16 protein-coding genes are annotated in these 18,898 nt (G+C 55.4%); all 16 read left to right on the top strand.

All coding sequences use genetic code 11. The features are described 5' to 3' along the window. The first annotated feature begins 290 nt into the window (after window positions 1-290). The 16 genes from rpsB to dnaE all read left to right on the top strand — a co-directional run bounded on the left by rpsB (window position 291) and on the right by dnaE (window position 18,892). Window positions 291-1,016, top strand: a complete 726-nt coding sequence (gene rpsB / locus ACR6AS_RS10450; RefSeq protein ID WP_139805878.1) for a 30S ribosomal protein S2 — start codon at window positions 291-293, stop codon at window positions 1,014-1,016. A 180-nt stretch (window positions 1,017-1,196) separates the two neighbouring features. Beyond that, entirely contained in the window at window positions 1,197-2,048 is an 852-nt protein-coding gene (gene tsf / locus ACR6AS_RS10445) for a translation elongation factor Ts (RefSeq protein WP_111142279.1), read from the top strand. A 157-nt stretch (window positions 2,049-2,205) separates the two neighbouring features. After that, window positions 2,206-2,931 carry a UMP kinase gene (gene pyrH, locus ACR6AS_RS10440; RefSeq protein ID WP_128084920.1) on the top strand — a complete coding sequence of 242 codons (726 nt, stop codon included), beginning with the start codon at window positions 2,206-2,208 and terminating at the stop codon, window positions 2,929-2,931. Window positions 2,932-3,074: 143 nt separating this feature from the next. Then, on the top strand, window positions 3,075-3,632 hold the full coding sequence (frr, locus tag ACR6AS_RS10435) for a ribosome recycling factor (RefSeq protein WP_111140582.1): 558 nt from the start codon (window positions 3,075-3,077) through the stop codon (window positions 3,630-3,632). Between the two features lie 111 nt (window positions 3,633-3,743). Next, window positions 3,744-4,940: a 1-deoxy-D-xylulose-5-phosphate reductoisomerase gene (gene ispC, locus ACR6AS_RS10430; RefSeq protein ID WP_111140583.1), complete on the top strand. Its 1,197-nt coding sequence runs from the start codon at window positions 3,744-3,746 to the stop codon at window positions 4,938-4,940. 181 nt (window positions 4,941-5,121) lie between these two features. Then, window positions 5,122-5,874: a (2E,6E)-farnesyl-diphosphate-specific ditrans,polycis-undecaprenyl-diphosphate synthase gene (ispU, locus tag ACR6AS_RS10425; RefSeq protein ID WP_009091989.1), complete on the top strand. Its 753-nt coding sequence runs from the start codon at window positions 5,122-5,124 to the stop codon at window positions 5,872-5,874. Window positions 5,875-5,892: 18 nt separating this feature from the next. Beyond that, window positions 5,893-6,750 carry a phosphatidate cytidylyltransferase gene (cdsA, locus tag ACR6AS_RS10420; protein ID WP_128084921.1) on the top strand — a complete coding sequence of 286 codons (858 nt, stop codon included), beginning with the start codon at window positions 5,893-5,895 and terminating at the stop codon, window positions 6,748-6,750. A 12-nt stretch (window positions 6,751-6,762) separates the two neighbouring features. Beyond that, window positions 6,763-8,109 (top strand): sigma E protease regulator RseP, encoded by a 1,347-nt coding sequence (gene rseP, locus ACR6AS_RS10415; protein ID WP_111140585.1) that lies wholly within the window; start codon window positions 6,763-6,765, stop codon window positions 8,107-8,109. A gap of 51 nt (window positions 8,110-8,160) precedes the next feature. Further along, window positions 8,161-10,572, top strand: a complete 2,412-nt coding sequence (bamA, locus tag ACR6AS_RS10410) for an outer membrane protein assembly factor BamA (RefSeq protein ID WP_111140586.1) — start codon at window positions 8,161-8,163, stop codon at window positions 10,570-10,572. A gap of 109 nt (window positions 10,573-10,681) precedes the next feature. Further along, window positions 10,682-11,179: a molecular chaperone Skp gene (skp, locus tag ACR6AS_RS10405; protein ID WP_003852644.1), complete on the top strand. Its 498-nt coding sequence runs from the start codon at window positions 10,682-10,684 to the stop codon at window positions 11,177-11,179. A 3-nt stretch (window positions 11,180-11,182) separates the two neighbouring features. Next, window positions 11,183-12,208: a UDP-3-O-(3-hydroxymyristoyl)glucosamine N-acyltransferase gene (lpxD, locus tag ACR6AS_RS10400; protein ID WP_111140587.1), complete on the top strand. Its 1,026-nt coding sequence runs from the start codon at window positions 11,183-11,185 to the stop codon at window positions 12,206-12,208. A gap of 151 nt (window positions 12,209-12,359) precedes the next feature. Then, the gene (gene fabZ / locus ACR6AS_RS10395) at window positions 12,360-12,815 is read left to right on the top strand and encodes a 3-hydroxyacyl-ACP dehydratase FabZ (RefSeq protein ID WP_003852639.1); all 456 of its coding nucleotides are present in this window, start codon (window positions 12,360-12,362) and stop codon (window positions 12,813-12,815) included. 3 nt (window positions 12,816-12,818) lie between these two features. Next, window positions 12,819-13,607 carry an acyl-ACP--UDP-N-acetylglucosamine O-acyltransferase gene (gene lpxA, locus ACR6AS_RS10390; protein WP_111140588.1) on the top strand — a complete coding sequence of 263 codons (789 nt, stop codon included), beginning with the start codon at window positions 12,819-12,821 and terminating at the stop codon, window positions 13,605-13,607. 3 nt (window positions 13,608-13,610) lie between these two features. After that, a complete protein-coding gene (lpxB, locus tag ACR6AS_RS10385) occupies window positions 13,611-14,759 on the top strand; it encodes a lipid-A-disaccharide synthase (RefSeq protein ID WP_111140589.1) in 1,149 nt (382 codons plus the stop codon). Beyond that, a complete protein-coding gene (gene rnhB / locus ACR6AS_RS10380; RefSeq protein ID WP_111140590.1) occupies window positions 14,752-15,381 on the top strand; it encodes a ribonuclease HII in 630 nt (209 codons plus the stop codon). Before lpxB ends, rnhB begins: the two co-directional genes overlap by 8 nt. Window positions 15,382-15,409: 28 nt before the next feature. Next, window positions 15,410-18,892 (top strand): DNA polymerase III subunit alpha, encoded by a 3,483-nt coding sequence (dnaE, locus tag ACR6AS_RS10375; protein ID WP_293774880.1) that lies wholly within the window; start codon window positions 15,410-15,412, stop codon window positions 18,890-18,892. Window positions 18,893-18,898: the final 6 nt, after the last annotated feature.

The following is an 18,898-nucleotide window of genomic DNA, read 5'->3' as shown; positions in this document are numbered from 1 at the left end:
TTCGACAATAATGAACTCTGTGCTGTCATGTTAGCAGCCCGTAAATGGGCTGCCAAATAGAGAACGCACTGGCCCCGGGCCGTGATCATTTATTGGCGTCCCTTGGCTGGTTGTGGTATAAAGCGCGCCGACGATTCTCTGTATGGCCGTTTCGGTCAGCAGGAAACGCATAACTCTCATTATGTGTAATAAAACACACATGTATCGACACATACGCCGGGGTGCCTTGAAAGAGGTCGGTCGTATGGGATACATGGAGGCCCAACCCCAATCAAAATTCAGAGGTAATCATGGCAACTGTTTCCATGCGCGACATGCTCCAGGCGGGTGTTCACTTCGGTCACCAGACCCGTTACTGGAACCCAAAAATGAAGCCATTCATCTTTGGTGCGCGCAACAAGGTTCACATCATCAACCTTGAGAAAACTGTCCCTATGTTCAATGAAGCGCTGGCTGAACTGAACAAGATCGCTTCCCGTAAAGGTAAGATCCTGATCGTAGGTACCAAACGCGCTGCTGCTGAAGCGGTAAAAGAGTCTGCACTGAGCTGCGACCAGTTCTTCGTCAACCACCGCTGGTTAGGTGGCATGCTGACTAACTGGAAAACTGTTCGTCAGTCAATCAAGCGTCTGAAAGATCTGGAGACTCAGTCTCAGGATGGTACTTTCGACAAACTGACCAAGAAAGAAGCACTGATGCGTGCGCGTGAACTGGCCAAGCTGGAAAACAGCCTGGGCGGTATCAAAGACATGGGCGGCCTGCCAGACGCGCTGTTCGTTGTTGATGCCGATCACGAACATATCGCAATCAAAGAAGCAAACAACCTGGGTATCCCGGTATTTGCTATCGTTGATACCAACTCTGATCCAGATGGCGTTGATTTCGTTATCCCAGGTAACGACGATGCGATCCGTGCTGTAAGCCTGTACCTGACTGCCGTTGCGACTACCGTTCGCGAAGGCCGCTCTCAGGACCTGGCTGAGCAAGCTGAAGAAGCGTCTTTAGAAAACGCTTAATAAGGTTTGCTCTGCATAAGAGCCCTTAGCATTCAGATGTGATCTGTAAGGGGCCTGTACTGGCCCCTTTATTTTATCTAAGTCTGTCACGCTCCCAACCGGACGGCGGGACAGAAAAATTTTCCGCAAATAAGTGTCTGCTGGTGCAAACGTACACAGGCACGAACCGAGGATTCTGGAATGGCTGACATTACCGCTGCATTGGTAAAAGAACTGCGTGAGCGTACTGGCGCTGGCATGATGGACTGCAAAAAAGCGCTGACTGAAGCGAACGGCGACATTGAGCTGGCGATTGAGAACATGCGTAAGTCTGGCGCAATCAAAGCAGCGAAAAAAGCAGGCAACGTTGCTGCTGATGGCGTAATCAAAACCAAGATCGTTGGCGACTACGGCGTGATTCTGGAAGTTAACTGCCAGACTGACTTCGTGGCAAAAGATGGCGGTTTCCAGGCATTCGCAGACAAAGTTCTGGAAGCAGCTGCTGCCGGTCGCGTTACCGACGTTGAAGTTCTGAAAGCGCAGTTCGAAGAAGAGCGCGTTGCACTGGTTGCTAAAATCGGTGAGAACATCAACATCCGTCGCGTTGCAATTCTGGAAGGCGCAGAGCTGGGCAGCTACCTGCACGGCGCACGTATCGGCGTTCTGGTTTCCGCTACCGGCGCGAACGAAGATCTGATCAAACAGATCGCGATGCACGTTGCTGCAAGCAAGCCTGAGTTCGTTAAGCCAGAAGACGTTTCTGCTGACGTGGTTGAGAAAGAGTACCAGGTTCAGCTGGACATCGCGATGCAGTCTGGCAAGCCAAAAGAGATCGCAGAGAAGATGGTTGAAGGCCGCATGAAGAAATTCACCGGCGAAGTCTCTCTGACCGGTCAGGCTTTCGTTATCGACCCAAGCAAAACCGTTGGCCAGGCTCTGAAAGAGCAGGGCGCTGACGTCATCAACTTCATCCGCTTCGAAGTGGGTGAAGGCATCGAGAAAGTTGAGTCTGACTTTGCTGCAGAAGTTGCAGCCATGTCCAAACAGTCTTAATGCTCTGAAAGAACCGCCATCTGGCGGTTCTTTTTTGTCTGTGCACCGCAACAGGCACGTTTTCAGTTTCATCCCAATAGCAATTTCATCGCGGTAAGCGGATGATCGATCAGAATTTACTTCTCTTTTACACCCAATCTTCCAGGAAGAACTGACCATGGCGACCAACGCAAAACCTGTTTATCAACGTATCCTGCTTAAACTCAGCGGTGAAGCCCTGCAAGGCGCTGAAGGTTTTGGTATCGACGCGAGTGTGCTTGACCGTATGGCACAAGAGGTAAAAGAGCTGGTTGAACTGGGCATCCAGGTTGGCGTGGTGATTGGCGGTGGTAACCTGTTCCGTGGCGCAGGCCTGGCACAGGCGGGGATGAACCGTGTGGTGGGCGACCACATGGGTATGCTGGCAACCGTCATGAACGGTCTGGCGATGCGTGATGCGCTGCACCGCGCCTATGTGAACGCACGTCTGATGTCAGCGATTCCACTGAATGGCGTCTGTGACAACTACAGCTGGGCAGAGGCGATCAGCCTGCTGCGCAATAACCGCGTGGTGATCTTCTCCGCCGGTACCGGCAACCCGTTCTTCACCACAGACTCTGCGGCGTGTCTGCGCGGCATTGAGATTGAGGCGGACGTGGTGCTGAAGGCGACCAAGGTCGATGGCGTCTACTCTGCTGACCCGGTGAAAAACCCGGACGCTACCCTCTATGAGCAGCTGACCTATGCCGAAGTGCTGGATCAGGAGCTGAAAGTGATGGATCTCGCGGCCTTTACCCTGGCGCGTGACCACAAATTACCTATCCGTGTTTTCAACATGAATAAGCCTGGCGCGCTGCGTCGCGTAGTGATGGGTGAAAAAGAAGGCACCCTGATTACGCATTAATACCCGAGGCGAGATAAAATAAGGTATATTCTGTCAGCGCGATGATAATGCATCGCGCACCAGTCAGGATTATCGATGATTATCGATCCCGCTTCCGGTTACGCCGGAACTGGCCAGGTCAAACCGAATCCAAGGGTTTCAACGTGATTAACGACATCAAAAAAGATGCTGATACGCGCATGGAAAAATGCGTGGAAGCATTCAAAACCACCATCGGCAAAGTGCGCACCGGTCGTGCTTCACCTTCGCTGCTCGACGGCATCGTCGTCGAATATTACGGCACGCCGACGCCACTGCGTCAGCTGGCTTCCGTTACCGTGGAAGATTCACGCACGCTGAAAATCAACGTGTTCGATCGTTCACTGAGTGCGGCAGTCGAAAAAGCGATCATGAAGTCTGATCTCGGCCTGAACCCAAGTTCAGCCGGCACCGACATTCGTGTTCCGCTGCCTGCGCTGACAGAAGAGCGTCGTAAAGATCTGATCAAAATCGTGCGCGGCGAAGCCGAGCAGGGCCGTGTGTCGGTACGTAACGTCCGTCGCGATGCCAACGATAAGATCAAAGCGCTGCTGAAAGACAAAGAGATCAGCGAAGACGACGAACGTCGTGCGCAGGATGAAGTACAAAAAATGACTGATGCGTACATCAAGAAAGTCGATGCCGCACTGTCAGAAAAAGAGACGGAGCTGATGGATTTCTGATCCCATCACTGCCCGACAAAACGCCGTACAGAGAGGTATTCGTATGAATGCGACATCTGGCGGCGTTTTACATTGTGCCTGCGGGCACGCTGACTTCACACGGATAGCCTCATGAAGCGATTAACTCTGCTGGGATCTACCGGCTCGATCGGCACCAGTACGCTGGCGGTGGTTCGCGCCAATCCGGCGCTTTATCAGATCACGGCGCTGGTCGCCGGTCACAACGTCTCGCTGATGGCCGAACAGTGTGCGACCTTCAGACCCCGCTACGCCTGTATGGCAGACGACGCCTCTGCGGCGGCATTGCGTGAGCGACTGAGAGCAATCAGCGTCGAAACTGAAGTGCTCTCCGGCGTTCAGGCAGCCTGCGAACTGGCCGCGCTGGACGAGGTGGATCAGGTGATGGCGGCGATTGTGGGCGCCTCGGGTCTGCTGCCGACACTCGCCGCCATTCGCGCGGGCAAAACGGTCCTGCTGGCCAACAAAGAATCGCTTGTCACCTGCGGCCGTTTGTTTATGGAGGCGGTGCGTCATCATCACGCACAGTTACTACCGGTCGACAGCGAGCATAACGCCATTTTTCAGAGTTTACCCGCTACCATCCAGCATCAGTTAGGTTACGCTGACCTGCAGGATAATGGCATTGAGTCGATTATCCTTACGGGATCGGGTGGTCCTTTTCGTGACACAGCGTTAGCGGATCTCAGCGCCATGTCGCCGGATCAGGCCTGTGCACATCCGAACTGGTCGATGGGAAGAAAAATCTCTGTCGATTCGGCCACCATGATGAATAAAGGTCTTGAGTACATTGAAGCCCGTTGGTTGTTTAATGCCAGCGCAGCGCAGATGGAAGTGATCCTTCACCCTCAGTCGGTGATCCACTCCATGGTGCGATACTGCGATGGCAGCGTGCTGGCTCAGTTAGGTTCTCCCGATATGCGTACGCCGATTGCTCACAGCATGGCCTGGCCTTCGCGTATTCATGCAGGCGTGACACCGCTGGATTTTACCCGCATGTCGGCGCTGACCTTTGCAGAACCTGACTTCAGCCGCTACCCCTGTCTGAAACTGGCGATTGATGCCTGTGACGCAGGGCAGGCGGCGACCACCACGCTTAATGCCGCCAACGAGGTTGCCGTCGCGGCTTTCCTGAATCACCAAATCCGCTTCACCGACATTGCCGCCCTGAACAGCGCGGTGATGGCGGCACAGGTGTGTCCGGAACCGGATTCGGTGGACGCTGTCCTTGAAATCGATCGCATCGCACGCGCGCTGGCGACAGAAATGTTGCCGCGCTTCACGTCGTGAGGGCGATCGTTATGAGGCCATTTGTTCGCTTCAGGTGAAAATGGTATAGTCGCTGGCTCGCGTTTCACGGTCTGTCACCGGATTCGGTGTGACCCGGCACTCAGAGGGTGTCGGGATTTGAATCGGGCGCAATGTATTCAGAAACCACAGCATTTCTGATGAAAGGAATTGGTTAAGCGTTATGTCGTCTAACAATCACAACAACACTGATGACCAGCAGGGAAACGGTCCGCGTCACGTCGCTATCATCATGGATGGCAATGGTCGCTGGGCTAAAAATCAGGGAAAATTGCGGATTTCCGGCCACAAAGCGGGCGTTAAATCGGTACGTCGTGCCGTCAGCTTTGCGGTCAGCAACAATCTTGAAGCCCTGACGCTTTACGCCTTCAGCAGTGAAAACTGGAGTCGGCCGGCGCAGGAAGTCACTGCGTTGATGGAACTGTTTGTCTGGGCGCTGGATAGCGAAGTTAAAAGCCTGCACAAACACAACGTTCGTCTGCGCGTCATTGGCGATACCAGCCGTTTCAGCCCGCGTATTCAGGAACGTATTCGCCGTTCTGAGACGCTGACTGCAAATAATAGTGGCCTGACGCTCAACATTGCTGCCAACTATGGCGGCCGTTGGGATATTATCGAAGGCGTGAAAAAACTGGCTGAACAGGTTCAGGAAGGATTACTGCGACCTGACCAGATTACCGAAGAGAGCCTGACGTCGCAGCTCTGCATGCAGGAGCTGGCGCCAGTGGATTTAGTGATAAGGACCGGGGGAGAGCATCGGATTAGCAACTTCCTGCTGTGGCAGATTGCCTATGCTGAATTCTATTTTACCGATGTGCTCTGGCCGGATTTCGATGAACACGTTTTTGAAGGTGCACTGAATGCATTCTCTCTGCGGGAGCGTCGTTTTGGCGGCGCTGCACCAGGCGGCGCCTGAGCAATCTGGGGGTAACCTTTGCTGAAGTCTCGTCTGATTACCGCGTTGATATTAATTCCGCTGGTAATAGCTGCACTGTTCTGGTTACCGCCCGTAGGTTTCGCACTGACAACGATTGTTATCTGCATGCTGGCCGCCTGGGAATGGGGTCAGTTTGCAGGGATGGCATCACGCCAGCAGCGCGTCTGGCTGGCTGTACTTTGTGGTCTGCTGCTGGCGCTGATGCAGTTTACGCTGCCACCCTATCAGCACTCGGTGCATCTGCCGCAGATCGCGACATCGCTCTGGGCGTCGCTGGTGTGGTGGGTCGTTGCCCTGCTGCTGGTGCTCTCCTATCCCGCTTCTGCGGCCTTCTGGCGTCATTCGCGTCCGCTCCGTTTACTCTTTGGCGTCCTAACGCTGGTGCCCTTTTTCTGGGGCATGGTGGCGCTGCGTCAGTATCACTATGAAACCGATCACTTTGCCGGCGCCTGGTGGCTGCTGTTTGTGCTGCTGCTGGTATGGGGCGCGGATTCAGGTGCCTACATGTTTGGCAAGATGTTCGGCAAACACAAGCTGGCCCCAAAGGTCTCACCGGGGAAAACCTGGGAAGGGTTTCTGGGCGGCCTCGCCTCTTCTGCGCTGATTGCGCTGCTGTTTGCCTCCCTGGCACCGCTTACGGTCTCGGTGGGCACGCTGGTCATCTGCGCGGTCATTTCGACACTGGCCTCGGTGCTGGGCGACCTCACGGAGAGCATGTTCAAACGTGAAGCGGGCATTAAGGACAGCGGCAATCTGATCCCGGGTCACGGTGGCATTCTTGATCGCATCGATAGTCTGACTGCGGCGGTGCCGGTGTTTGCCTGTTTACTGCTGCTGGTGTTCCGCACCCTCTGAGGACAGGCAAAGATGTTGAGCATACTCTGGAGTTTTGTCGCCTTTATCGTTGCGCTGGGCGTACTGATTACGGTTCATGAGTTTGGCCACTTCTGGGTCGCTCGTCGCTGTGGCGTGAAAGTTGAACGTTTTTCTATCGGCTTCGGCAAGGCGCTCTGGCAGCGCCGTGACCGTCACGGCACCGACTATGTCATCGCGCTGATTCCACTTGGCGGCTATGTCAAAATGCTCGACGAACGCGTCGAAAGCGTGCCGGCCGAGCTGCGTCATCAGGCTTTTAACAACAAAGCCGTCTGGCAACGCGCCTCCATCATTGCGGCAGGTCCTGTCGCTAACTTCATCTTCGCCATCTTCGCCTACTGGGTTGTGTTTATTCACGGCGTCCCTGGCGTGCGCCCGGTAATCGGTGAAATTTTAAACGGTTCGGTGGCGGCGGAAGCTCAAATTACACCCGGCATGGAACTTAAGGCGGTTGACGGTATCGAAACGCCTGACTGGGATGCTGTGCGTATGGCGCTGGTTGGTAAAATCGGCGACAGCACTACCACGCTGACCGTGGCCCGATTTGGCGAAGAGGCGACGCAGCGGAAGCAGCTGGATTTGCGTAACTGGCAGTTTGAGCCGGATAAGCAGGATCCGGTTGCTGCGCTGGGGATTCAGCCGCGCGGTCCGCAGATTGAGACCACGCTGGCAGAAGTCCAGGCCAACTCGCCAGCCAGTGAAGCCGGTTTGCAAGCGGGCGACAGGATCGTTAAAGTCGATGGTCAGCCATTATCGCAGTGGCAGTCCTTTGTCACCCAGGTCCGGGATAATCCGGGCAAAAGCATGGCGCTTGAGGTGGATCGCGGTGGTGACTCCATTGCGCTGACGATGACGCCGGAAGCGAAGGCGGGCAGTAAAGCGGGATTTGCCGGTGTCATTCCGCGCATTATTCCGCTGCCTGAAGAGTACAAAACGGTAAGACAGTATGGTGCGTTTGCCGCTATCGGTGAGGCCAGTGTAAAAACCTGGCAGCTGATGAAGCTCACGGTGTCCATGCTGGGCAAGTTAATAACCGGTGATGTGAAGCTGAACAACCTGAGCGGGCCGATTTCGATTGCGCAGGGTGCAGGGTTGTCAGCAGAGTACGGGTTGATTTACTACCTGATGTTCCTGGCGCTGATTAGCGTCAACCTGGGCATCATCAATCTGTTCCCTCTGCCGGTTTTAGATGGTGGGCATCTGCTCTTCCTGGCGATCGAAAAGATCAAAGGCGGACCGGTGTCCGAGCGAGTTCAGGACTTTAGTTATCGCATCGGCTCAATTCTGCTGGTGCTGTTAATGGGGCTTGCACTTTTCAATGATTTCTCACGTTTGTAACCGCTGGAACGCGAACATTCGGGGGATGTGTTAGGAAAACGCATAACAACGATGGCGATGAAAAAGTTGCTCATAGCGTCGCTGCTGTTTAGCAGCGCCACCGTTTACGGTGCAGACGATTTCGTGGTGAAGGATATTCATTTCGAAGGGCTGCAGCGAGTCGCCGTCGGCGCGGCTCTGCTGAGCATGCCAGTACGGGTTGGTGATACGGTGAATGACGATGATGTCAGAAACACCATTCGCTCGCTGTTCGCTACTGGCAACTTTGAGGATGTTCAGGTCCTGCGAGACGGTACAACACTGATTGTCCAGGTCAAAGAACGTCCTACCATTGCCAGCATTACCTTCACCGGTAACAAAGCGGTGAAAGAGGAGCAGCTCAAACAGAATCTGGAAGCCTCAGGCGTGCGTGTCGGCGAAGCGCTGGACCGTACCACCATCTCCTCTATCGAGAAGGGCCTTGAGGATTTCTACTACAGCGTCGGGAAATATACCGCTAACGTGAAAGCTGTGGTTACGCCGCTGCCGCGTAACCGTGTGGACCTGAAGCTGGTCTTTACCGAAGGTGTCTCTGCCAAAATTCAGCAGATCAACATCGTCGGTAACAAAGCCTTTAGCTCGGACGAGCTGATCTCCCGTTTCCAGCTGCGCGATGAAGTGCCGTGGTGGAACGTGGTGGGCGACCGTAAATATCAGAAGCAGAAACTGGCGGGCGACCTCGAAACCCTGCGCAGCTTCTATCTGGATCGCGGTTATGCACGCTTCAACATCGATTCCACGCAGGTCAGCCTGACGCCCGATAAAAAAGGCATCTACATCACGGTGAACATCACCGAAGGCGACCAGTACAAAATCGCGGGTGTGATCGTCAATGGCAGCATGGCTGGCCACTCGGCAGAAATTGAACATCTGACCAAAATTCCGTCCGGCGAACTTTATAACGGCGCCAAAGTGACGAAGATGGAAGATGACATCAAGAAACTGCTGGGCCGCTACGGCTATGCCTATCCGCGCGTGGCGACACAGCCGGAAATCAACGACGCCGATAAGACCGTAAAACTGCATATCAACGTGGATGCGGGTAACCGCTACTACGTGCGCAATGTCCGCTTCGAAGGCAACGACACCTCGAAAGATTCGGTGTTACGTCGCGAAATGCGTCAGATGGAAGGCGCATGGCTGGGCAGCGACCTGGTTGAGCAGGGCAAAGAGCGTCTGAACCGCACCGGTTACTTCGAAACCGTGGATGTGGACACCCAGCGCGTGCCAGGTTCGCCGGACCAGGTGGATGTGGTTTACAAGGTCAAAGAGCGTAACACCGGGACCTTTAACTTCGGCGTCGGTTACGGCACCGAAAGTGGCGTGAGCTTCCAGGTCGGGGTAACGCAGGATAACTGGCTGGGCACCGGTAATACCGTCGGCATCAGCGGCACCAAGAACGACTACCAGACCTACGCGGAATTCTCACTGACCGACCCGTACTTCACCGTTGACGGTGTCAGTCTGGGTGGCCGTCTGTTCTACAACGACTTTAAAGCGGACAACGCGGACCTCTCTGACTATACCAACAAAAGTTATGGTCTGGATGGCACGCTCGGCTTCCCGGTTAACGAAAACAACACCCTGCGTGTTGGTCTGGGCTATGTCCACAATGACCTCTCTAACATGCAGCCGCAGGTGGCGATGTGGCGTTATCTCGACTCGGTTGGCAAACCGCAGCAGCTTAACGACAAGGGTGAGTTCTCCGCAGATGACTTCACCTTTAACTACGGCTGGACGTACAACACCCTGGACCGCGGCTTCTTCCCGACGTCGGGTAACCGCACCAACCTGAACGGTAAGGTGACGATTCCGGGCTCAGATAACAGCTTCTACAAGGCCACGCTGGATACCCAGCAATATGTGCCGATTAACCAGGATCGTACCTGGGTGCTGCTGGGTCGTGGCCGCGTGGGCTATGGCGATGGACTTGGCGGCAAAGAGATGCCGTTCTATGAGAACTTCTACGCCGGTGGTTCAAGCACCGTGCGTGGCTTCCAGTCCAACACCATTGGTCCTAAAGCCGCTTACTACAATAACAACTCGTCAAACTGCCGGATTGCCGATCCAAATGGCGTCTGTAAGTCTGACGATGCGGTCGGGGGTAACGCGATGGCGATCGCCAGCCTTGAGCTGATTACGCCAACGCCGTTCCTGAGCGAGAAGTATGCTAACTCGGTGCGTACGTCGGTGTTTGTCGACGCCGGTACCGCGTGGGATACCCATTGGGAAAATACCGCTGAAACGCGTGCTGCGGGCATTCCTGACTACAGCGATCCAAACAACATCCGTGTTTCAAGCGGTGTTGCGCTGCAGTGGATGTCACCGCTTGGCCCGCTGGTGTTCTCATACGCCCAGCCGCTGAAGAAAGTCGAGGGAGACAAGTCAGAGCAGTTCCAGTTTAACATTGGTAAAACCTGGTAATGTTCTGAGCATGGATGCAAGCTGAAGTCTTGCTGCCGGACAGCACACGCTGCTGTTCCGGTGCAAACACTGTGTCGCTGACACAAACGTTGATGGTAAGGAGTTTATAGTGAAAAAGTTGTTGTGTGCCGCAGGTCTGGGTCTTGCTTTAGCGGTTTCCGCTGGTGTTCAGGCTGCTGACAAAATTGCAGTGGTAAACGTGTCCAGCATTTTCCAACAGTTACCGCAACGTGCGACTGTTGCTAAACAGCTGGAAAACGAGTTCAAAGGCCGTGCAACTGAGCTGCAGAGCCAGGAGCGCGATCTGCAAACCAAAATGCAGCGTCTGCAGCGTGATGGTTCGACCATGAAGGCCAGCGAGCGCAGCCGCATGGAGAAAGATGTCATGTCACAGCGTGAAGCTTTCTCTTCAAAAGCACAGGCGTTTGAGCAGGATAACCGCCGTCGTCAGATGGAAGAGCGTAACAAGCTGCTGAGCCGCATTCAGGATGCCGTGAAGAAAGTCGCTGACAGCGATGGCTATGACGTGGTAATCGACGCGAACGCGGTGGCTTATGCATCAAACGCAAAAGACATCACGGCTGACGTGCTGAAACAGGTTAAATAATTCATGTCATCTATTCGACTGGCTGATTTAGCCCAGCAGTTGGATGCAGAATTGCACGGAGATGGCGATATCGTCATCTCTGGCATTGCTTCTATGCAATCCGCCACAACTGGCCAAATCACTTTTCTTGCAAACAGCCGTTACCGCGAGCAACTCGCCCTGATTAAGGCCTCAGCCGTGGTGCTGACGGAAGCGGATCTGGAGTGGTGCAACACCGCGGCGCTGGTAGTGAAAAATCCCTACCTGACTTACGCGCGTATGGCACAGATACTCGATACTACCCCTCAGCCGGCGCAGAACATTGCGCCCAGCGCGGTGATCGACCCCTCGGCCCGTCTCGGCAGCAATGTTGCGATCGGCGCAAACGCCGTGATCGAAGCGGACGTTGAACTGGGCGATAACGTAGTGATAGGGGCGGGATGCTTTGTCGGCAAAAAAACCCGTATCGGCAGCGGAACCCGTCTCTGGGCCAACGTTTCCATCTATCACGAGATCGTCATCGGCCAGGATTGTCTGATTCAGTCAGGCGCGGTCATCGGTTCTGATGGGTTTGGTTATGCCAACGATCGCGGTAACTGGGTGAAAATCCCGCAGTTAGGCGCGGTGATTATTGGCGATCGTGTGGAAATAGGTGCCTGCACAACCATCGATCGCGGTGCGCTGGATAACACTCTGATCGGCAATGGTGTTATCATAGACAACCAGTGCCAGATCGCCCACAACGTAGTTATTGGCGACAATACTGCGGTTGCAGGCGGTGTGATCATGGCGGGTAGTCTGAAGATTGGGCGTTACTGTATGATTGGCGGTGCCAGCGTCATTAACGGCCATATGGAAATCTGTGACAAAGTAACGGTGACCGGTATGGGTATGGTCATGCGTCCTATCACAGAGCCGGGTGTTTACTCATCCGGTATTCCGCTGCAACCCAACAAAACCTGGCGCAAAACTGCAGCGCTGGTGATGAACATCGATGACATGAGCAAACGCTTAAAAGCCATCGAGCGCAAGGTCGGCAAAGACGACTAACCGCCATCCCCAAACTGACCGGCTTTCATAATAAAAATGTTAAGCAGGGAAGCCCGGCGCCACAGAACCTATTTGCGGCCTGCGGAAGATCATTTGATCTGTGCAGGCCGTGTTATTGTTGTCATCAGATTTTTAGGACAGGAAGAGTATTTTGACTACTGAAACTCATACTCTGAAAATTGAAGAGATTTTAGAGCTGCTGCCGCACCGCTATCCGTTTCTGCTGGTAGACCGTGTGCTTGAATTTGAAGAGCACAAATACCTGCGTGCAGTGAAGAACGTTTCTGTTAATGAACCGTTTTTCCAGGGGCACTTCCCTGGTAAACCGATTTTTCCTGGCGTTCTGATCCTGGAAGCGATGGCGCAGGCTACCGGTATTCTGGCGTTTAAAAGCGTAGGTAAACTGGAGCCAGGCGAACTCTATTACTTTGCCGGTATCGACAGTGCCCGTTTCAAACGTCCTGTCGTACCAGGCGACCAAATGATCATGGAAGTGACTTTCGAGAAAACCCGCCGTGGTCTGACCCGCTTTAAAGGCGTGGCGACTGTTGACGGTAAAATCGTTTGTGAAGCGACCATGATGTGTGCCCGCAGCCGGGAGGCATAATTCGTGATTGATCCAACCGCCACTATCCATCCCAGTTCTGTCATCGAAGAGGGCGCTGTCATTGGCGCCCGTGTTCACATTGGCCCGTTTTGCTTTATTGGCGCGAATGTTGAGATCGGTGAAGGAACGGTACTGAAGTCACACGTTGTGGTGAACGGCCACACGCGTATCGGCAAAGATAACCAGATCTATCAGTTCGCCTCGATCGGTGAAGTGAATCAGGATCTGAAATATGCCGGTGAGCCAACACGGGTTGAGATCGGCGATCGCAACCGCATCCGTGAAAGCGTGACGATTCATCGTGGCACGACCCAGGGTGGCCATGTCACTACGGTGGGCAGCGATAATCTGCTGATGGTAAACGTCCATATCGCGCATGACTGCGTGATTGGCAACCGCTGCATCTTCGCGAACAACGCCACCCTGGGTGGTCACGTCACGGTCGATGATTTTGCCATTATTGGCGGCATGACAGCGGTCCATCAGTGGTGCACCATCGGTGCGCATGTGATGGTTGGCGGCTGTTCCGGCGTGGCACAGGATGTCCCTCCTTACGTGATTGCGCAGGGCAACCACGCGACGCCGTTCGGGATCAATATCGAAGGTCTCAAGCGCCGTGGCTTCAGCAAAGAGTCGTTGCACGCGATCCGCAACGCCTACAAGCTGCTCTACCGCAGCGGCAGAACGCTGGAGGAAGTAAAACCAGAGATCGAAGCCATCGCGCAGCAGCACAGCGAAGTGCAGCCTTTCTACGACTTCTTCAGCCGTTCTACCCGTGGTTTAATCCGTTAATCCATGTCAGCGCGTCCTTTAACGATTGCCCTGGTCGCCGGAGAAACCTCCGGCGATATTCTTGGTGCCGGTCTGATCCGTGCTCTGAAAGCCCGCCATCCTGACGCACGCTTTGTCGGTGTAGCGGGCCCGCTGATGCAGGCGGAAGGGTGCGAAGCCTGGTATGAGATGGAAGAGCTGGCGGTGATGGGGATCGTCGAGGTGCTGGGCCGCCTGCGACGCCTGCTGAAAATCCGCCGCGATCTGACGCAGCGTTTCACCGCGCTCCGGCCCGACGTCTTTGTCGGGATTGATGCGCCCGATTTTAATATCACGCTGGAAGGCAATCTCAAACGCACAGGCATCCGCACTATCCACTATGTCAGCCCCTCGGTGTGGGCATGGCGGCAAAAGCGCGTCTTTAAGATCGGTCGTAATACCGATCTGGTGCTGGCGTTCCTGCCGTTTGAAAAAGCCTTCTACGATCGTTTTAACGTTCCCTGCCGCTTTATCGGCCATACGATGGCGGATGCGATGCCGCTGCAGCCCGATAAGCTGGCCGCACGGCGTCATCTGGGGATCGCCGACGATGCGCTCTGTCTGGCCCTGCTGCCGGGCAGTCGCGGCGCGGAAGTAGAAATGCTCAGCGCGGACTTTCTGAAAACGGCCCGCCTGCTGCGACGCCACTATCCGGCGCTGGAGATTGTGGTGCCGCTGGTGAATGCCCGTCGCCGCGAACAGTTTGAGAAGATTAAGGCCGAAACGGCCCCGGAGCTGCCGATGCATCTGCTGGATGGGCAGGGCCGGGAGGCGATGATCGCGAGCGATGCCGCACTGCTGGCATCCGGCACTGCCGCTCTGGAGTGCATGCTGGCAAAATGTCCGATGGTGGTGGGGTATCGCATGAAGCCTGCCACTTTCTGGCTGGCGAAACGGCTGGTTAAAACGCCTTACGTCTCGCTGCCGAATCTGCTGGCCGGGCGTGAGCTGGTTAAAGAGCTACTGCAGGATGCGTGTCAGCCTGAAGCCCTGTCGGCAGCCTTAGATCCGCTGCTGCATGCCGGACCTGAACGCGAAACGCTGCTGCAGACGTTTCATGAATTACATCAACAGATCCGCTGGAACGCTGATGAGCAGGCAGCGGATGCGGTACTGGAGCTGGTGAATGCCTGATTTTATCTACCCTGTTGCCAGCCTGATTGCGGGTGTGGACGAAGTGGGGCGCGGGCCGCTGGTCGGTGCGGTCGTCACCGCGGCCGTGATCCTCGATCCGGCGAATCCGATTACCGGCCTGGCCGACTCAAAGAAACTGTCGGAAAAGCGCCGCCTGGCGCTGTATGACGAGATCAAAGAGAAGGCGCTGGCCTGGTGTCTGGGACGGGCAGAGCCTGAAGAGATCGACCAGCTCAACATTCTCAACGCCACCATGCTGGCGATGCAGCGCGCCGTAGCGGGTCTGCCGATCCAGCCTGACTATGTGCTGATCGATGGTAATCGCTGCCCGGCGCTGCCGATGCCTTCCCAGGCGGTAGTGAAAGGGGATAGTCTGGTTGCCGAAATCAGCGCGGCGTCGATCATCGCCAAAGTGTCGCGCGATCGCGAAATGGCCGAGCTGGATCGGCTGTTCCCGGCGTATGGTTTTGCGCAGCACAAAGGTTACCCGACCGCGCTGCATATGGAAAAACTGACGCAACATGGCGCCACGCCGCATCACCGTCGCAGTTTTGCGCCCGTTCGCAATGCGCTGCTCGATGCTGAAGTTCTGGCTGCGCGCCAGCCTCTGACGCTGAAATAGCCTGACACTGTTTTAACCGGAAACTGATATGGCTGAACCCCGTTTTATACATCTGCGTGTCCACAGTGACTATTCGATGGTCGATGGCCTGGCGAAGACCGGGCCGCTAATCAAGAAGGCGGCTGCACTTGGCATGCCCGCTATCGCCATTACCGACTTCACTAACCTCTGTGGGCTGGTCAAATTTTACGGTGGCGCACATAGCGCAGGGATAAAACCGGTCATCGGTGCTGACTTCAACGTGGCCAGCGAGCTGATGGGAGATGAACTCACCCAGCTCACCGTGCTGGCGGCGAACAATACCGGCTATCAGAATCTGACGCTGCTGATCTCCCGCGCCTACCAGCGTGGCTACGGCGTGGACGGGCCGATCATCGATCGCGACTGGCTGATTGAGCTACAGGAAGGGCTGATTCTGCTGTCGGGTGGCCGGCGTGGCGACGTGGGTCGCAGCCTGCTGCGCGGCAACAGTGCGCTGGTTTCACAATGCCTGGCGTTTTATCAGCAGCACTTTCCCGATCGCTACTATCTGGAACTGATCCGCACCGGCCGTCAGGATGAAGAAAGTTACCTGCATGCGGCCGTCGAACTGGCGATTGCCGAAGGCATTCCGGTGGTCGCCACCAACGAAGTCTGCTTTATCAACGCCGAAGACTTTGATGCGCATGAGATCCGCGTCGCCATTCACGACGGCTATACGCTGGACGACCCTAAACGTCCGCGCAACTACAGTCCTCAGCAATATATGCGCAGCGAAGCGGAGATGTGCGAGCTTTTCTCGGACATCCCGGAAGCGCTGGAAAACAGCGTAGAGATTGCTAAGCGTTGTAACGTCACGGTCCGGCTGGGCGAGTACTTCCTGCCGCAGTTCCCGACCGGTGACATGACCACCGAAGATTATCTGGTGGTGAAATCCCGTGAGGGGCTGGAAGAGCGTCTGGTGTTCCTGTTCCCGGATGAAGCCGAGCGGGCGGCAAAACGGCCGGAGTATGATGAACGTCTGGAGGTTGAGCTTAACGTTATCAACCAGATGGGATTCCCGGGCTACTTCCTGATCGTGATGGAGTTTATCCAGTGGTCGAAGGATAACGGCGTGCCGGTCGGCCCGGGCCGTGGTTCCGGTGCCGGTTCGCTGGTGGCCTATGCGCTGAAAATTACCGATATCGATCCGCTGGAATTTGACCTGCTGTTTGAACGTTTCCTGAACCCGGAACGTGTGTCGATGCCCGACTTCGACGTCGACTTCTGTATGGAGAAGCGCGATCAGGTCATTGAGCACGTCGCCGATATGTACGGACGTGAAGCGGTTTCTCAGATCATCACCTTCGGCACCATGGCGGCGAAAGCGGTTATCCGCGACGTCGGCCGCGTGCTGGGTCATCCCTACGGCTTTGTGGATCGCATCTCAAAGCTGATCCCGCCCGATCCCGGCATGACGCTGGAAAAAGCCTTTATTGCGGAACCACAGCTGCCTGCGATGTATGACGCAGACGAAGAGGTGAAGGCGCTGATCGACATGGCGCGCAAGCTGGAAGGGGTCACGCGTAACGCCGGTAAACATGCGGGCGGCGTGGTGATTGCGCCCACAAAGATTACCGATTTTGCGCCGCTCTACTGCGATGAGCACGGCCAGTTCCCGGTCACCCAGTTCGATAAAAACGATGTGGAATATGCCGGCCTCGTGAAGTTCGACTTCCTGGGGCTGCGTACGCTGACCATCATCGACTGGGCGCTGAAGATGATCAACCCGCGCCGGGAAAAGCAGGGGCTGGAGCCGATCGATATCGCCTCTATCCCACTGGATGATAAGAAAAGTTTCGATATGCTGCAGCGCTCGGAAACCACGGCGGTATTCCAGCTTGAATCGCGCGGCATGAAAGATCTGATCAAGCGTCTGAAGCCCGACTGCTTCGAAGATATGATCGCACTGGTGGCGCTGTTCCGTCCTGGGCCGCTGCAGTCCGGCATGGTAGATAACTTTATTGACCGTAAGCATGGCCGGGAAGCGATCTCCTATCCCGATATCCAGTGGCAGCATGAAAGCCTGAAACCGGTTCTGGAACCGACCTACGGCATCATCCTCTATCAGGAACAGGTGATGCAGATCGCGCAGGTGCTCTCCGGCTATACCCTGGGCGGCGCAGATATGCTGCGTCGCGCTATGGGTAAAAAGAAACCCGAAGAGATGGCCAAGCAGCGATCGGTGTTCCGCGACGGTGCCGAACGTATGGGCATCGACGGCGAACTGTCGATGAAGATCTTCGATCTGGTAGAAAAATTTGCAGGCTATGGCTTTAACAAGTCACACTCTGCGGCTTACGCCCTGGTCTCCTATCAGACGCTGTGGCTGAAAGCGCACTATCCGGCCGAGTTCATGGCTGCCGTGATGACCGCCGATATGGACAACACCGAGAAAGTGGTCGGGCTGGTGGATGAGTGCTGGCGCATGGGGCTGAAGGTCCTGCCGCCCGATATCAACTCCGGTCTTTACCCTTTCCATGTCAATGACGCGGGCGAAATCGTTTACGGCATCGGCGCGATTAAAGGCGTGGGTGAGGGGCCGATCGAAGCGATCATCGACGCACGAAACGAAGGCGGCTACTTCCGGGAGCTGTTTGATCTCTGCGCCCGCACCGACACCAAAAAGATTAACCGCCGGGTGATGGAAAAACTGATTATGTCCGGGGCCTTTGACCGCCTCGGACCGCACCGCGCGGCGCTGATGAGTTCACTCGGTGACGCGCTGAAAGCGGCCGATCAGCACGCGAAAGCGGAAGCGATTGGTCAGGCGGACATGTTTGGCGTGCTGGCCGAAGAGCCGGAGCAGATCGAGAAATCCTACGCCAGCGTGACGCCGTGGCCCGAACAGGTGCAGCTGGATGGTGAACGGGAAACGCTGGGGCTCTATCTTACCGGCCACCCGATCAACCAGTATCTGAAAGAAATTGAGCGTTACGTTGGCGGGGTGCGGCTGAAAGATATGCATCCTACCGATCGGGGTAAAATTACCGTGGCGGCCGGTCTGGTGATCGCGGCGCGGGTAATGGTGACCAAACGCGGCAACCGAATTGGTATCTGTACTCTGGACGATCGTTCCGGTCGTCTTGAGGTGATGTTATTTACCGATGCGTTAGATAAATACCAGCAGCTGCTGGAGAAAGACCGAATCCTGATCGTCAGCGGACAGGTCAGCTTTGATGACTTCAGTGGTGGCCTTAAAATGACCGCCCGGGAAGTCATGGACATCGACGAAGCGCGCGAAAAATACGCGCGCGGACTTGCTATCTCGCTGACGGACAGGCAAATTGATGACCAGCTATTAAACCGACTCCGTCAGTCCCTGGAACCTCATCGATCAGGGACTATTCCGGTGCATCTCTATTATCAGAGAGCCGACGCGCGAGCGAAGCTGCGCTTTGGTGCAGCGTGGCGAATTTCGCCCAGCGATCGTTTACTTAACGATTTGCGCTCGCTGATTGGATCGGAGCAGGTGGAACTGGAGTTTGACTAGAACAGG

The sequence above is a fragment of the Pantoea phosphatilytica genome (genome assembly GCF_051025615.1).
In the GTDB taxonomy this organism is placed as follows: domain Bacteria; phylum Pseudomonadota; class Gammaproteobacteria; order Enterobacterales; family Enterobacteriaceae; genus Pantoea.
This window is presented reverse-complemented; position numbering and strand designations above follow the sequence as displayed.

Coding starts and splice junctions, on each gene's coding strand:
- ispC (WP_111140583.1), top strand. CDS start 3,744: ATGAAGCGATTAACTCTGCTGGGATCTACCGGCTCGATCGGCACCAGT.
- pyrH (WP_128084920.1), top strand. CDS start 2,206: ATGGCGACCAACGCAAAACCTGTTTATCAACGTATCCTGCTTAAACTC.
- lpxB (WP_111140589.1), top strand. CDS start 13,611: ATGTCAGCGCGTCCTTTAACGATTGCCCTGGTCGCCGGAGAAACCTCC.
- ispU (WP_009091989.1), top strand. CDS start 5,122: ATGTCGTCTAACAATCACAACAACACTGATGACCAGCAGGGAAACGGT.
- bamA (WP_111140586.1), top strand. CDS start 8,161: ATGGCGATGAAAAAGTTGCTCATAGCGTCGCTGCTGTTTAGCAGCGCC.
- tsf (WP_111142279.1), top strand. CDS start 1,197: ATGGCTGACATTACCGCTGCATTGGTAAAAGAACTGCGTGAGCGTACT.
- lpxD (WP_111140587.1), top strand. CDS start 11,183: ATGTCATCTATTCGACTGGCTGATTTAGCCCAGCAGTTGGATGCAGAA.
- rpsB (WP_139805878.1), top strand. CDS start 291: ATGGCAACTGTTTCCATGCGCGACATGCTCCAGGCGGGTGTTCACTTC.
- rnhB (WP_111140590.1), top strand. CDS start 14,752: ATGCCTGATTTTATCTACCCTGTTGCCAGCCTGATTGCGGGTGTGGAC.
- dnaE (WP_293774880.1), top strand. CDS start 15,410: ATGGCTGAACCCCGTTTTATACATCTGCGTGTCCACAGTGACTATTCG.
- rseP (WP_111140585.1), top strand. CDS start 6,763: ATGTTGAGCATACTCTGGAGTTTTGTCGCCTTTATCGTTGCGCTGGGC.